This window comes from Pseudomonas sp. R11-23-07 (assembly GCF_003852295.1).
GTDB lineage: Bacteria > Pseudomonadota > Gammaproteobacteria > Pseudomonadales > Pseudomonadaceae > Aquipseudomonas.
Window position 1 is genome coordinate 3448133 of the sequence record NZ_CP027761.1, and the last position, 14502, is coordinate 3462634.

A 14502-nucleotide genomic window follows, 5' to 3' on the forward strand; every position below is an offset into this window, starting at 1 on the left:
CGATGGCAGTGTGACAGTCAACTTATGTGTAGCTGACCCACCGCTATCGGGAGCAAGCCCCCTCCCACATTTTGACCGTGTCCACATTTAGATAGACCGAGCAAGTCATCCCATAACTTCTGCTTGACACTCCTTTAAAACCCCGTAAATATCGCGCCCATCGTTGTACGACAACGTATGACGAATAATAAAAACAACAAAAGAAAAGGGAGCCTCACTGTGAGTCAATTCGCCCGTCATTTGTCCTCGCGTCTCGGTTTGATCAGCCTTAGCAGCATCGCATGTACCTTACCCCTCACGGCCCACGCCGATGGGTTTGTCGACGATGCCAAGGCCACGCTCAACCTGCGCAACGCCTACTTCAACCGCAACTTCACCAACTCCGCCAATGCCCAAGGCAAGGCCGAAGAGTGGACGCAGAGTTTCATTCTGGATGCCAAGTCTGGCTACACCCGTGGCACCGTGGGTTTCGGCATCGACGTACTGGGCCTGTACTCGCAAAAGCTCGACGGCGGCAAAGGCACCGCTGGCACCCAATTGCTGCCGGTGCATGACGATGGGCGCCCCGCCGATAATTTCGGACGCCTGGGCGTGGCGTTGAAAACCAAGTTATCGAAGACAGAGTTGAAGGTCGGCGAATGGATGCCGGTGCTGCCGATCCTGCGCTCCGATGACGGCCGCTCCCTGCCCCAGACCTTCCGCGGCGGCCAGGTGACGTCCAACGAGATCGCCGGCCTGACGCTCTACGGCGGCCAGTTTCGCGGCAACAGCCCGCGCAACGACGCGAGCATGGAAGACATGTTCATGAACGGCAAAGCCGCGTTCACCTCCGACCGGTTCAACTTCGGCGGCGGCGAATACACGTTCAATGACAAGCGCACCCAGGTCGGCCTGTGGTACGCCGAACTCACCGATATCTACCAGCAACAGTACCTCAACCTCACCCACAGCCAGCCGGTGGGCGACTGGACCCTGGGCGCCAACCTCGGCTTCTTCAATGGCAAGGAAGACGGCAGCGCCCTGGCCGGCGACCTCGACAACAAGACCGTGTTCGCCCTGCTGTCGGCCAAGTACAACGGCAACACCTTCTACGTGGGCCTGCAGAAACTCACCGGCGACAGTGTGTGGATGCGCGTCAACGGCACCAGCGGCGGCACGCTGGCCAACGACAGCTATAACTCCAGCTATGACAACGCCAAGGAAAAATCCTGGCAGCTGCGCCATGACTTCAACTTCGTGGTGCTTGGCATTCCTGGCTTGACCATGATGAACCGCTACATCAGCGGCAGTAACGTGCACACCGGGGCAATCACCGACGGCAAGGAATGGGGCCGCGAATCGGAACTGGCCTACACCGTGCAGAGCGGTGCGCTGAAGGACCTGAACGTCAGGTGGCGTAACTCGACCATGCGTCGGGATTTCAGCAACAACGAATTCGACGAGAACCGGATATTTGTGAGTTATCCAATCTCACTGCTCTAAAGGGTGGCGAAGGTCTGAAAACCACTGCAAAACCAATGTGGGAGGGGGCTTGCCCCCGATGAGGGAGTGTCTGTGAATACATTTCTGACTGGGCCATCGCTATCGGGAGCAAGCCCCCTCCCACATTTGAATCTCACTCGCCTGCAAGAACGTTGACAACCTGGGGATCCCTAACAATACTTCGGCCTAGTCATACGACAACCTACAACAAAAAATTGGACTACCCATGACCACCACTACCCCCGTTCCCTTCAACCGCATCCTGCTCACCGGTGCCGCCGGCGGCCTGGGTAAAGTGCTGCGCGAGCGCATGCGTCCCTACGCCCAGGTGCTGCGCCTGTCAGACATCGCTGATATGGCCCCCGCCGCCGCCCATGAAGAAGTACAAACCTGCGATCTTTCCGACAAACAAGCCGTGCACCATCTGGTGGAAGGCGTCGATGCGATCCTGCACTTTGGCGGCGTGTCGGTGGAGCGCCCTTTCGAAGAAGTGCTCGGCGCCAATATCAGCGGCGTTTTCCACATCTACGAAGCCGCGCGCCGTCATGGTGTGAAGCGCGTGATCTTCGCCAGCTCCAACCATGTGATCGGCTTCTACCCACAGGACGAAAAGCTCGACGCCCACTCACCGCGCCGCCCGGACAGCTACTACGGCCTGTCCAAGTCCTATGGCGAAGACATGGCGAGTTTCTACTTCGACCGCTACGGCATAGAGACCGTGAGCATCCGTATCGGCTCCTCGTTCCCGGAACCGCAGAACCGCCGGATGATGCACACCTGGTTGAGCTTCGACGACCTGACCCAACTGCTCGAACGCGCGCTGTACACGCCGAACGTCGGCCATACCGTGGTCTATGGCATGTCGAATAACCAGGACACCTGGTGGGACAACCGCTACGCCGCGCACCTGGGTTTTGCGCCCAAGGACAGCTCCGAAGTGTTCCGCGCCCAGGTCGAGGCCCAGCCGCCGGTGGCTGACAACGACCCGGCCAAGCTCTATCAGGGCGGCGCGTTCTGCGCTGCTGGGCCATTCGGTGACTGAGTTCACAGCAACCCAAGGGAATGAGTGGCCATGAGTGCAGAATTGATTGTCGACGCCCGCAACGCCGTGGGCGAATGCCCGGTGTGGGTGCCCGAAGAAAACGCCCTGTACTGGGTGGATATTCCCAACGGTCGCCTGCAGCGCTGGGACGCGACCACAGGCCAGGTGGCAGCCTGGCAGGCCCCGCAGGTGCTCGCCTGTATTGCTCGCACCGATAAAGGCAACTGGGTCGCCGGCATGCAGAGCGGTTTTTTCCAACTGACCCCGCACAACGATGGCAGCCTCAAGACCACGCCGCTGGCCGGCGTCGAGCACCCGCGCGCGGATATGCGCCTGAACGACGGCCGCTGTGATCGCCAGGGCCGCTTCTGGGCCGGCAGCATGGTGCTGGACATGGGCTTGAACGCCGCCGAGGGCATTCTCTATCGCTACGCGTCAGGTGCGGCGCCCCACGCACAGCTGGACGGTTTCATCACCCTCAACGGCCTGGCGTTCAGCCCCGATGGCCGCACGATGTATGCCTCCGATTCTCACCCGTTGGTGCAGCAGATCTGGGCCTTCGACTACGACATCGAGACCGGCACGCCGTCCAACCGCCGCGTGTTCGTCGACATGCATCACCACCTCGGGCGGCCCGATGGCGCAGCGGTAGACGCCGACGGCTGCTACTGGATCTGCGCCAACGACGCCGGGTTGGTCCACCGCTTCACCCCGGACGGTCGCCTCGACCAGTCGCTGCCCGTACCGGTAAAAAAACCCACCATGTGCGCCTTTGGCGGCAGTCGCCTGGACACCTTGTACGTCACCTCGATCCGTGACGACGCGAGTGAACAATCGCTGTCCGGCGGCGTGTTTGCCCTCAACCCTGGCGTGCAGGGACTGCCCGAACCCAGCTTCATCCTCTAGCTGCATCGCTGTGCCTTGAATACAACAATAACAAGACAGGAATGACCGCCCATGGACTTCAAACGCACCTTGCTCGCCGCCACACTCGTGGCCCTCAGCAGCGCCGCCCACGCGCTGGAAATCAAGTTCGCCGACATACACCCCGCCGGCTACCCCACCGTTGTCGCCGAAAAAAACATGGGCGAGGCCCTGACCAAGGAGAGTAACGGCGAACTGACCTTTAAGTACTTTCCAGGCGGCGTGCTGGGTTCGGAAAAGGAAGTGGTCGAACAGGCCCAGGTCGGCGCCGTGCAGATGACCCGCGTCAGCCTCGGCATCGTCGGCCCGGTGGTGCCGGACGTCAACGTATTCAACCTGCCCTTCGTGTTCCGCGACCAGGCGCACATGCGCAAGGTCATCGACGGCGAGATTGGTGACGAGATCCTGGCCAAGATCACCGATTCCGAGTTCGGCCTGGTCGCCCTGGCCTGGATGGACGGCGGCACGCGCAATCTCTACACCAAAAAACCGGTGCGCAAGATCGAAGACCTCAAGGGCATGAAAATTCGCGTCCAGGGCAACCCGCTGTTCATCGACGCCTTCAATGCGATGGGCGCCAACGGCATTGCCATGGACACCGGCGAGATCTTCAGCGCATTGCAGACCGGTGTGATCGACGGCGCGGAAAACAACCCGCCGACGCTGCTCGAGCACAACCATTTCCAGAACGCCAAGTACTACACCCTCACCGAGCATTTGATTTTGCCCGAGCCCATCGTGATGTCGAAGATCACCTGGAACAAGCTCAGCCCCGCGCAGCAGGACATGGTCAAGAAAGCCGCCAAGGCCGCCCAGGCTGACGAGCGCGTGCTGTGGGATGCCAAGTCCGCCAGCAGTGAGGAAAAACTCAAGAAGGCCGGGGTCGAGTTCATCACCGTCGACAAGAAACCCTTCTATGACGCCACCGCACAGGTTCGCGCCAAGTACGGCGCGCCTTACGCCGACATCATCAAGCGTATCGACGCCGTTCAATAACGCCCTCCTTCCTGACAAGGCCCGGCGCGGCCCGCTGCTCATGCAGGGGGCCGCGCCCGGTTACGGTGAACGCCATGAAGAATCTACTGCTGCGCATCAACGACCGCATCTACATGACCTGCATCTGGGTCGCCGGCCTCTCGGTGCTCGGGGTCGCACTGATCATTCCGTGGGGCATTTTCGCCCGCTATATCCTCGGCACCGGCTCAAGCTGGCCGGAGCCCACCGCCATCCTTCTGATGCTGGTCTTTACCTTTATCGGCGCGGCCGCCAGCTACCGCGCCGGTGCGCATATGTCGGTGGCCATGGTCACCGACCGCCTGCCGCCCGCCCAACGCCGCGTCGTCGGCATTGTTTCGCAACTGCTCATGGGCACCATCTGCCTGTTCATGACGATCTGGGGCACCAAGCTGTGCCTGTCCACCTGGAACCAATTCATGAGCGCCATCCCGACGCTGCGGGTCGGCATCACCTACATGCCGATTCCGATTGGCGGCTTGCTGACCTTGATATTCGTGGTGGAAAAACTGCTGCTGGGCGACCAGAGCAACCGGCGCGTGGTGCGCTTCGACCTGGTTGAAGAAAGCGAAGGGGCCGCCTGATATGGACGCGTTTATTCTGTTGGGCAGCTTTATCGCCTTGATTCTGATCGGCATGCCGGTGGCCTATGCCCTGGGCTTGTCGGCGCTGATCGGCGCATGGTGGATCGACATTCCGTTCCAGGCCCTGATGATTCAGGTGGCGGGCGGGGTCAACAAGTTTTCGCTGATGGCGATTCCGTTCTTCGTACTGGCCGGCGCGATCATGGCCGAGGGCGGCATGTCGCGGCGGCTGGTGGCGTTTGCCGGGGTGCTGGTGGGCTTCGTGCGCGGCGGGCTGTCGCTGGTCAACATCATGGCCTCGACGTTTTTCGGCGCGATCTCCGGCTCCTCGGTGGCCGACACCGCGTCGGTCGGTTCGGTGCTGATTCCGGAGATGGAACGGCGCGGCTATCCGCGCGAATTTGCCACTGCGGTGACGGTCAGCGGCTCGGTGCAGGCGTTGCTGACGCCGCCCAGCCATAACTCGGTGCTCTACTCCCTGGCGGCAGGCGGCACCGTATCGATCGCCTCGCTGTTCATGGCCGGCGTGGTGCCAGGCCTGTTGATGAGCGCGTGCCTGATGGTGCTGTGCCTGATCTTCGCGAGAAAGCGCGATTACCCCAAAGGCGAAGTCATCCCCTTGAAGCAGGCGCTGAAGATCGCCGCTGACGCGCTCTGGGGCCTGATGGCCATGGTGATCATCCTCGGCGGTATCCTGTCGGGTATCTTCACCGCCACCGAGTCTGCCGCGATTGCAGTGCTGTGGGCGTTCTTCGTGACCATGTTCATCTACCGCGACTACAAATGGAGTGAGCTGCCCAAGCTGATGCACCGCACGGTGCGCACCATTTCCATCGTGATGATCCTGATCGCCTTCGCCGCCAGCTTCGGCTACATCATGACCCTGATGCAGATCCCGGCGAAGATCACCACGCTGTTCCTGACCCTGTCGGACAACCGCTACGTGATCCTGATGTGCATCAACGTGATGCTGCTGTTGCTCGGGACGGTGATGGACATGGCGCCGCTGATCCTGATCCTCACACCGATCCTGTTGCCGGTGATCCTCGGCATCGGCGTCGACCCGGTGCACTTCGGCATGATCATGCTGGTGAACCTGGGGATCGGCCTGATCACCCCGCCGGTGGGCGCGGTGCTGTTCGTAGGCGCGGCGGTGGGCAAGGTCAGCATTGAGAAGACCGTGAAGGCGCTGCTGCCGTTTTATGCGGTGCTGTTCCTGGTGTTGATAGCGGTGACCTACATTCCGGCATTGTCGTTGTGGCTGCCGAGCGTGGTGCTGTAACCCAGTGATTAAATGTGGGAGGGGGCTTGCTCCCGATAGCAGTGGGTCAGTCTGAGCATCTTTGACTGAAACACCGCTATCGGGAGCAAGCCCCCTCCCACCTTTCGGGCAGCGCTGTTTTTACTATTTCCATACGGCAGGTCGATCGTGTCTTTGAACTTCGTTGAGCTTACGGATCAATTCACCCATCTGGTACTCGCCCCCGCCCTCGGCGGCAGCCTCGTCAACTGGACGGTGCGCTCCACCGGCCAACCGCTGTTGCGGCACAGTGATGAGCAGGCAATCAATACCGGTTTGCCGGGCAAGCTGGGCTGCTATCCGTTGGTGCCCTGGTCCAACCGCATTGCCCACGGCGGTTTCGCCAACCCTGACGGCTGGCTCGCGCTCAAGCCCAACAGCCTCACCGATCCGCTGCCGATTCACGGCTCGGCCTGGCAGCAAGCGTGGCAGGTGGTCAGCCAGTCGGCGGATGAGGTACTGCTGCAAGTGCTCTGTGACACACCGTTCGCCTATCGCGCCGAGCAGCGCATCCGCTTGAGCGGTGGGGTGCTGAGGATCGAGTTGCGCGTCACGCATCTGGCCGAAACAGCCGCATGGCATGGCGTAGGCTTGCACCCGTACTTCCCGCGTCGGCCGGGTACGCGGTTGCAGGCCAAGGCGGCGCAGGTGTGGATGAGTGACGCGGCCAAGCTGCCGACGGGGTTGGCGCCGGTGCCGCAGGAGTGGGATTTCAGGCAACCCCAAACCCTGCCGGAAGGCCTGGTGGACAATGGATTCTGCGAGTGGGATGGGTACTGCTTGATCGAACAACCGGAGCTTGGATATACCCTCGAATGCCAGGCCAGCGGCGCCGATTACTTCCTGTTGTACTGCCCGCCGGGGCTGGGGTTTTTCTGCATCGAGCCGGTAAGCCATCCGGTCAATGCCCATCACTTGCCGGGTAGGCCGGGCCTGAAACTGCTGGAGCAAGGCCAGTCAATCCAACTCAATTTCAACCTGAAATACACTCCAAATGTGGGAGGGGGCTTGCTCCCGATAGCTGTGGGTCAGTAATCAATGGGGTGACTGACACACTGCAATCGGGAGCAAGCCCCCTCCCACAGTTTGTCCTGCACTGTGTCAGTGTCAGGGTGGTGAGTTTTTAAGCCTTCCTGCCGTGTCGATACTCACCACCACCGACAACCCCGGCCGCAACCGCTCGCTCTCGGCCTGGTCGGGGTCTACCGTGATCCGCACCGGCACGCGCTGGGCGATTTTCACGAAGTTGCCGGTGGCGTTGTCCGCCTGCAACAGGCTGAACTCCGACCCGGTCGCCGGGGAAATATGCTGCACCGTGCCGTGAAACTTGCGGTGGTTCAGCGCGTCCACGGTGAAGGTCACCGGCTGGCCGACCTGCACATTGTCCATCTGGGTTTCTTTCATATTGGCGATCACCCACAACTGCTTGGGCACCAGCGCCATCAATTGCGCGCCGGAGTTGACGTAGGCCCCCAGGCGCACGCCAATCTGCCCCAGTTGGCCGTCCCGTGGCGCGGTGACGCGGGTGTTGGACAGGTCGATCCGCGCCAATTCCACCGCCGCCTCCGCGCTGGCCACTGCCGCTTCCAGGGAGCCGCGATTGACGATCACCGTCTGCAGGTCCTGCCGGGCGATTTCCAGGCTGGCCTGGGCCTGGGCCACGGCAGCGATAGTCTGGGCATTGGCGGCGCGGGTCACGTCCAGTTCGCGCCTGGACACCGAGCCGTCGCTGATCAACTCCTCGTTGCGGCGCAAGTCTGCGGTGCTTTTGCGCGCCTGGGCCTGGCTGTCGACCAGCGCGGCCTGGCGCAATTTGATGGTCGCTTCGGCGCTGTTGCGTTGCTGCGCCACATTGGCCAACGACGCTTTCTGCACCGCCAGTTGCGCCAGGGCCTGGTCCAGGCGTTGCTTGTAGATACGGTCATCGAGGCGCACCAGCAGGTCGCCCGCTTTCACATACTGAAAGTCCTGCACCGACACTTCGAATACATAGCCGCTGAGCTGCGGGCCGATAATCGTCACCTGCCCGCGCACCAAGGCATTCTCAGTGGTTTCCACGGCGCTGCTGAACGGCGGCAGTTGCCAGGCATACAGCACGATCAGCACGCCGACGATGGCAATCGCGGCAAAGCCCAGGGACGAAAGGATGCGCACCCGCAACGAGCGCGGTTCGGTCACCGCAGCGCCCGGCGGCGTGGTGCCCTCGGGGGTGGAGGCGATCGCATTGGTAGTGGTGGTCGTGGGTTCGGTCATGAAGAGGCGCCGACAGGTTGAACGGGAGGGGTTGCCGCTTTGGTGGTGCTCATCAGCCACAGGCTGCGGATAAAGATCCAGATCATGGTCAGGATCGCGATGATCGCGATCAGCATGAACACATCGTTGTAAGCCATCACGTTCGCTTCACGGGTGGCCGCCGTGGCCAGGCTGCGGATGCCCATGAGGTTGCGCAACTCCGGGTCGGCGACGATACCGCCATAGGCCGAGCCACCACTCTGCACCCGCGCCGCGACACGCGGGTCAAGCAGGGTCAGGTGCTCGGTAATCAGGCTTGAGTGATACTTCTCGCGCACGATCTGGAAGGTGCCAAGCAACGCCGCGCCGATCAGGCCGCCGAGGTTCTGGCAAATCCCGAACATCACCGAGAAACTCACCAGGTTGCGCGGGTTGGTCAACACGTTCTTGGTGCCCAGCACCATGGTCGGCCCGAGAAAGAAGGTACCGCCAAAGCCTAGCAGGAACTGGCTGATATACAGGTTCTGCGGCCGAGTGAGGTTGCTGGAAAAACTGTCCATCACCGACCCGGTCGCCATCAGCGCCAGGGAAATCACCAGCGGCATCAGCAAGTGCGCCGGGTTGATCGTCAAGGCGCTGACCACCAGCCCGGCAATCGCCCCGGCCAGCATCACCACGTACAGCGTATGCATCTGCTGGTAACTCATGTTCAGCATCTGCATGAAACCTACCGCGCCGGTGGATTGTTCGGACAGCACCATGCGAATCAGGATCACCGCCAATGCCAGGCGAATCATGGTGCCGCTGCCCAGCCAGCGGGTCATCAGCAGCGGGTTGGCGCGGTTATGCTCAATAGCCAGCCCGGCCATGATCAACACCAGGGAACACGCCGAGGCGATGCCGATCCACGGTGCTTCCAGCCACCAGTCGATACGGCCCAGGGACAGTACCGCGCAGAGCAAGGCGACGCCGGTGGCCAGGATCGCGAAGGTGAGGAAATCGAGTTTTTCAAAGGTCTTGAAGCGGTCGCCGGGCGGCAGCTTGAGCAGGAACACACAGCCCAGGCAGATCAACGCCAGGCCCAGCTCGAACAGGTACAAGCCACGCCATTCGGCGATCTGCAGCAAGTCCTCGGAGAACAGCCGCGCCAGGGGCAACGCCAGCTGCGCCGTGCCCAGCCCCAGCACCAGGGCTTTCAAGCGCCATTTGGCCGGGAACGCCTGGATCATGTAGTACAAGCCCAACGAACTCAGCGCGGCCCCCACCATGCCATGGGCCGCGCGCACGGCGATGGCCGAATTGAGGTCGTTGACGAATAAATGGCCGAAGGTCACCAGCGCATACAGCACCAGGAACACTTCGGTAAACGCGCGCAGGCCGAACTGCTGGCGAAACTTCACCAGCAGCAGGTTCATGCACACGTTGGTCATCACATAGGCGGCGGGCAACCAGGCCATTTCCGCCGTGGTCGCGCCCAGGGCGCCTTGCAGGTATTGCAGGTTGGCGATGACCAGCGCGTTGCCCAACCCGCCGGTGATTGCCACCAGTACGCCGACCAGCGCAAACAGCCAGCGCTTATGGGTGGGGTGCAACGGCGTCGACGGCGAGCCGGGCAGGCTCGGCCGCTCGTGGGGTTGCCAGGCGTGTGGGGTGTATTTATCCATTCGGTGACCTTGATGAACCGACGCGCAAGGCCGGTGAAACCATGACTCAGAGAACAGTAAACCTGAGCGGGGTTCATTTTGTCACTTTTGAGCGCATAACTGAGGGTCCCTAGAAAGCCTTGAGCAGCATGCCTGCGGCCACAATCACACACAGACTGGCGAAGCCCACCTGCAGCGCACGCGCAGGCATCACCGAGCACAAGCGCCGCCCGGCCAACATGCCGACGATACTCGCGCCGATAAACACCCAGCCCACCGGCTCGATGCTCACCCCGGCGTGAAAGGCCCCCACCACGCCGATCAACGACAGCAGGCTGACGACCATCAACGAGGTGGCGACGATCCCGCGCATCTGCACATCGGTGAGTTGCTTGAACGCCGGCACGATCAGGAAACCGCCGCCCACGCCGAGCAGTCCCGACACGGCGCCCGTCACCGCCCCCAGCGCCGCCAGGGTCGCGGTGCATTTGGCGGTCCAGGCCAGGCGGCCGGTCTGCTGGTTGAGCATGCAATTCTTCTGGCCCCAGGAGGCGGCGCCATGGTCGCTCGGCCCGGCCTCGAGCTTTTCGCGCCGCAACATGCGCCAGGCCACCAGCACCATCAATGCGCTGAACAGGCCCATCAGCACCGGCTCCGACAGTTGATGGGCGACGAACACCCCCAGCGGCGAAAACAGCGCGCCCAGCAACGCGATCAATAAGGCCGCGCGGTAACGCACCAGGCCATGGCGCAGGCCGTCGATCGCGCCCACCGCAGCCGCCGCGCCCACCGCGAGCAATGACACCGGCGCGGCCTGGGTCATGGTCAGTCCCAACCCCAGCACCAATGCCGGCACCCCGAGGATGCCGCCGCCCGCACCGGTCAGGCCCATGACCAGGCCCATCAATACACCCAACACACTCGCCAGCAGCATTCAGTCCACCTTGCTCAGGCGGGTCAGCCACTCGCGGCCCTTGAGCATGCCGTTCCAGTAGAACCACGGCAGCAGCGTGGCCTTGAGGAACCACATCGAGCGGCGCGCCCGGGTCGGGTCGAGGGGAAAAGTCGGCAGCAGCTTGCCGCCATAACCGAACTCGGCCAGCACCACCTTGCCCTTCTCCACCGTCAACGGGCAGGAGCCATAACCGTCGTACTTGAGCGGCAGCGGCGCCTGTTTGCGCAGGGCCAGCAGGTTCTCGGCAACCACCACGATTTGCTTGCGCACCGCCGCAGCGGTCTTGGCGTTGGTGGTGCCGCACACATCGCCGAGGCCGAAGATATGCGGGTAGCGCAGGTGTTGCAGGCTGTGGGGGTTGACTTCGCACCAGCCGCCGGCGTCGGCCAGCGGGCTTTGGCGGATAAAGTCCGGGGAGACCTGCGGCGGCACCACATGCAGCAGGTCGAAGACTTTTTCGACGACACTGACGCTGCCCTCGGCGTCCTTCACTTCAAACCAGGCCTTGCGTGCCGGGCCATCGACCTTGATCAGGTTGGCATTGAACGCCAGGCGTGCGTTGTATTTCTCGACGTATTTCATCAACGGCGGCACAAAGGCCGGCACGCCGAACAGCGCGGCACCGGCCAGGTTGAATTCCACCTCGATGTTTTTCAGGACGCCCTGCCTGAGCCAATGATCGCAGGACAGGTACATGGCCTTCTGCGGCGCACCGGCGCATTTGATCGGCATGGCCGGCTGGGTGAAAAGCGCCTTGCCGCCGTTGAGTTGCTGCACCAGTTGCCAGGTGTAGGCGGCATGCTCGTAGCTGTAGTTGGAGGTGACGCCATGGCGGCCGAGGGTATCTTGCAGGCCTTCGATCTTCTCCCAGGCCAGGCGCAGGCCGGGGCAGACGATCAGGTGGTTCCAGCTGACGCGCTGGCCGTTGTCGAGCACCAGGCTCTGCTCGTCAGGCAGCAACTGGCTGACCGCGGCCTGGACCCAGGTGACGCCGTTAGGCAGTACGTCGGCCAGCGGGCGCCGGGTCTTTTGCAGGTTATAGGCGCCGCCGCCGACCAAAGTCCAGGCGGGTTGATAGCAATGGAAGTCGTTGGGTTCGATCAGGGTGATGTTCAGGTGCGGGTCGCGCTTGAGCAGGCTGGCCAGCAGGCCGATGCCTGCGGAGCCGCCGCCGATGACTACGATATCGCCACTGATGGTAGGTCCCCAGTGTTGTTCGGTCATTGTCTACTGCCTTTTTGAGTCAGTGCACACAAGGGTCGCTGCCGGATGGCGTCACGCCCAGCTTTTTATGACCGCGCCGCAGTACAGGCCGGACAGGGTCTTCATCACTTGAATCACTTCGTGGCTGGCCAATCCGTAGAAGATGTATTTGCCTTCCCGACGGGTGGCAACCAACCCTTCGTCCCGCAGGATGCCCAACTGTTGTGACAGCGTAGGCTGGCGTACGCCGGTCAGCGCTTCCAGCTCGCCGACGTTGCGCTCGCCCTGGGTCAACTGGCACAGGATCAACAGGCGGTCTTCGTTGGCCAGCGCCTTGAGCAAGGAACAGGCCTTGGACGCCGATGCACGCAACTGGGCGACTTCGCCCTCACTCAACGTAGATTCCATTTGCCTCGGCTCCTTTATCTCACTTAAGCTCAAAACATTATGTGTAAACGTAAACTGATTGTAACTACTTTTTTCCGCATCGGGGACAGCCGCCATGCCAGCGTTGATTCAAGCCTTTCTGGACGAGGCATCGTCGACCTATACCTACGTGGTCTATGAAGCGGACGGCGGTGCCTGCGCCATCGTCGACTCGGTGCTCAACTACGACCCGGCTTCCGGGCGCACCGAGACCACGCAGGCCGACCAGGTGATTGCCTTTGTCCAAGAGCATGGCCTCAAGGTGCAATGGCTGCTGGAAACCCATGCCCATGCCGACCACCTGTCCGCCGCGCCTTACCTGCGACGCACCCTGGGCGGCAAGATTGCCATCGGCCAGTCCATCAGCCAGGTGCAGGGCGTGTTCAAGCACCTGTTCAACCTGGAACCGGAGTTTCGCGTCGATGGCTCGCAGTTCGACCACTTGTTTGCGCCGGATGAGATCTTTCACATTGGCGGCCTGCAGGCCCAGGCGCTGCATGTGCCCGGGCATACCCCGGCGGACATGGCCTACCTGATCGATGGCCGCTTGATCCTGGTGGGCGACACCCTGTTCATGCCCGACGTCGGCACCGCGCGCTGCGACTTCCCCGGCGGCGATGCGCGGCAGTTGTACGCGTCGATGCGCAAGTTGCTGGCCTTCCCCTCGGATACCAAGCTGTACGTGTGCCACGACTACCCACCCGAGGGCCGTGAGGCCAAGTGCCTGACCACGGTGGCGGAACAACGGGCGGGGAATATCCATGTGCATGACGGGGTGGATGAAGCGGCATTTGTAGCGATGCGCACCGCCCGTGATGCGGGGCTGGGAATGCCGACGCTGCTGTTGCCGGCGATCCAGGTGAACGTGCGGGCGGGGAATATGCCGCCGGCGGAAGAAAACGGCGTGACGTACCTGAAGATTCCCCTCAACCAACTTTAGGAACACAGGACCAAATGTGGGAGGGGGCTTGCTCCCGATGGCGGTGGGTCAGCTACAGATAAGCTGACTGTCACACCGCTATCGGGGGCAAGCCCCCTCCCACATTTTGTTCCGTGTTGAGTCAGGTACCTAGGCTGATGCCGTTGGCTGGCAGTGGCAGTGCGGTTTTGTAGCGCACTTGCTTCAAGGCAAAGCTGGAACGGATGTTCGCCACACCCGGCACCTTGGTCAGAAAGTCCATCATGAAGCGCTCCAGGGCCTGGATCGTCGGCACCAGCACCCGGATCAGATAATCCGGATCGCCCGCCATCAGGTAACACTCCATCACTTCCGGCCGGTCGGAGATCGCCCCTTCGAACTGCTGCAACGCCAGTTCATTCTGCTTTTCCAGGCTGACATGGATGAACACATTCACATGCAGTCCCAGCAGGTCGGCATCCAGCAGCGTCACCTGCTCGCGAATCAAGCCCAACTCCTCCATCGCCTTTACCCGGTTGAAGCACGGCGTGGGCGACAGGTTGACCGAGCGGGCCAGGTCGGCGTTGGTGATGCGCGCGTTCTCCTGCAGGGCGTTGAGAATGCCGATATCGGTACGGTCCAGTTTGCGCATGAGACAAAATCACCTGTTTATTATGTTTATGCAGATTTTTTATCCGCAAATGATCTTGAGCGCAACGAAACACAGATAAATATTCTTCTACGCCACGCCTATGATTGTTGTAGGACAAGATTTCTTCTACCCGAAGACTGACTGTCA

The 14502-nt window shown here is 61.7% G+C and carries 14 protein-coding genes; 8 read left to right on the forward strand and 6 right to left on the reverse strand.

Annotated features, from left to right (window positions below):
- The first annotated feature begins 219 nt into the window (after nt 1–219).
- The 7 genes from C4J84_RS15720 (at nt 220) to C4J84_RS15750 (ending at nt 7381) form a co-directional block, all read left to right on the forward strand.
- On the forward strand, nt 220–1482 hold the full coding sequence (locus tag C4J84_RS15720) for an OprD family porin (protein WP_124435696.1): 1263 nt from the start codon (nt 220–222) through the stop codon (nt 1480–1482).
- A gap of 226 nt (nt 1483–1708) precedes the next feature.
- A complete protein-coding gene (locus tag C4J84_RS15725; RefSeq protein WP_124363408.1) occupies nt 1709–2524 on the forward strand; it encodes an NAD(P)-dependent oxidoreductase in 816 nt (271 codons plus the stop codon).
- Between the two features lie 30 nt (nt 2525–2554).
- A complete protein-coding gene (locus C4J84_RS15730; protein ID WP_124435697.1) occupies nt 2555–3430 on the forward strand; it encodes an SMP-30/gluconolactonase/LRE family protein in 876 nt (291 codons plus the stop codon).
- A 51-nt stretch (nt 3431–3481) separates the two neighbouring features.
- Nucleotides 3482–4444 carry a TRAP transporter substrate-binding protein gene (locus tag C4J84_RS15735; protein WP_124367518.1) on the forward strand — a complete coding sequence of 321 codons (963 nt, stop codon included), beginning with the start codon at nt 3482–3484 and terminating at the stop codon, nt 4442–4444.
- Between the two features lie 74 nt (nt 4445–4518).
- Nucleotides 4519–5046: a TRAP transporter small permease gene (locus C4J84_RS15740; protein ID WP_124435698.1), complete on the forward strand. Its 528-nt coding sequence runs from the start codon at nt 4519–4521 to the stop codon at nt 5044–5046.
- 1 nt (nt 5047) lies between these two features.
- Nucleotides 5048–6328 (forward strand): TRAP transporter large permease, encoded by a 1281-nt coding sequence (locus tag C4J84_RS15745; protein WP_124367520.1) that lies wholly within the window; start codon nt 5048–5050, stop codon nt 6326–6328.
- A 147-nt stretch (nt 6329–6475) separates the two neighbouring features.
- Entirely contained in the window at nt 6476–7381 is a 906-nt protein-coding gene (locus C4J84_RS15750; RefSeq protein WP_256681354.1) for an aldose 1-epimerase, read from the forward strand.
- A 72-nt stretch (nt 7382–7453) separates the two neighbouring features.
- Here the strand turns inward: C4J84_RS15750 and C4J84_RS15755 are convergent, their stop codons facing one another.
- The 5 genes from C4J84_RS15755 to C4J84_RS15775 form a co-directional block, all read right to left on the reverse strand.
- Complete coding sequence (locus tag C4J84_RS15755; protein WP_124435699.1) at nt 7454–8599, reverse strand: HlyD family secretion protein; 1146 nt, start codon at nt 8597–8599, stop codon at nt 7454–7456.
- Nucleotides 8596–10242, reverse strand: a complete 1647-nt coding sequence (locus tag C4J84_RS15760) for an MFS transporter (protein WP_124371165.1) — start codon at nt 10240–10242, stop codon at nt 8596–8598. Before C4J84_RS15760 ends, C4J84_RS15755 begins: the two co-directional genes overlap by 4 nt.
- Before the next feature lie 109 nt (nt 10243–10351).
- Nucleotides 10352–11155 (reverse strand): sulfite exporter TauE/SafE family protein, encoded by an 804-nt coding sequence (locus C4J84_RS15765; RefSeq protein WP_124435700.1) that lies wholly within the window; start codon nt 11153–11155, stop codon nt 10352–10354.
- A complete protein-coding gene (locus tag C4J84_RS15770) occupies nt 11156–12400 on the reverse strand; it encodes an FAD/NAD(P)-binding oxidoreductase (protein WP_124435701.1) in 1245 nt (414 codons plus the stop codon).
- Nucleotides 12401–12451: 51 nt separating this feature from the next.
- Nucleotides 12452–12787, reverse strand: a complete 336-nt coding sequence (locus tag C4J84_RS15775; RefSeq protein WP_005789341.1) for a helix-turn-helix transcriptional regulator — start codon at nt 12785–12787, stop codon at nt 12452–12454.
- 94 nt (nt 12788–12881) lie between these two features.
- On the opposite strand from C4J84_RS15775, the gene C4J84_RS15780 reads away from it, so the two are divergent.
- Nucleotides 12882–13745 carry an MBL fold metallo-hydrolase gene (locus C4J84_RS15780; RefSeq protein ID WP_124435702.1) on the forward strand — a complete coding sequence of 288 codons (864 nt, stop codon included), beginning with the start codon at nt 12882–12884 and terminating at the stop codon, nt 13743–13745.
- Between the two features lie 121 nt (nt 13746–13866).
- On the opposite strand, the gene bkdR is transcribed toward C4J84_RS15780, so the two are convergent.
- Nucleotides 13867–14355: a Bkd operon transcriptional regulator BkdR gene (gene bkdR, locus C4J84_RS15785; RefSeq protein ID WP_122489983.1), complete on the reverse strand. Its 489-nt coding sequence runs from the start codon at nt 14353–14355 to the stop codon at nt 13867–13869.
- Nucleotides 14356–14502: the final 147 nt, after the last annotated feature.

Coding starts and splice junctions, on each gene's coding strand:
- C4J84_RS15735 (WP_124367518.1), top strand. CDS start 3,482: ATGGACTTCAAACGCACCTTGCTCGCCGCCACACTCGTGGCCCTCAGC.
- C4J84_RS15725 (WP_124363408.1), top strand. CDS start 1,709: ATGACCACCACTACCCCCGTTCCCTTCAACCGCATCCTGCTCACCGGT.
- C4J84_RS15775 (WP_005789341.1), bottom strand. CDS start 12,787: ATGGAATCTACGTTGAGTGAGGGCGAAGTCGCCCAGTTGCGTGCATCG.
- C4J84_RS15755 (WP_124435699.1), bottom strand. CDS start 8,599: ATGACCGAACCCACGACCACCACTACCAATGCGATCGCCTCCACCCCC.
- C4J84_RS15780 (WP_124435702.1), top strand. CDS start 12,882: ATGCCAGCGTTGATTCAAGCCTTTCTGGACGAGGCATCGTCGACCTAT.
- C4J84_RS15740 (WP_124435698.1), top strand. CDS start 4,519: ATGAAGAATCTACTGCTGCGCATCAACGACCGCATCTACATGACCTGC.
- C4J84_RS15765 (WP_124435700.1), bottom strand. CDS start 11,155: ATGCTGCTGGCGAGTGTGTTGGGTGTATTGATGGGCCTGGTCATGGGC.
- bkdR (WP_122489983.1), bottom strand. CDS start 14,355: ATGCGCAAACTGGACCGTACCGATATCGGCATTCTCAACGCCCTGCAG.
- C4J84_RS15730 (WP_124435697.1), top strand. CDS start 2,555: ATGAGTGCAGAATTGATTGTCGACGCCCGCAACGCCGTGGGCGAATGC.
- C4J84_RS15770 (WP_124435701.1), bottom strand. CDS start 12,400: ATGACCGAACAACACTGGGGACCTACCATCAGTGGCGATATCGTAGTC.
- C4J84_RS15745 (WP_124367520.1), top strand. CDS start 5,048: ATGGACGCGTTTATTCTGTTGGGCAGCTTTATCGCCTTGATTCTGATC.
- C4J84_RS15760 (WP_124371165.1), bottom strand. CDS start 10,242: ATGGATAAATACACCCCACACGCCTGGCAACCCCACGAGCGGCCGAGC.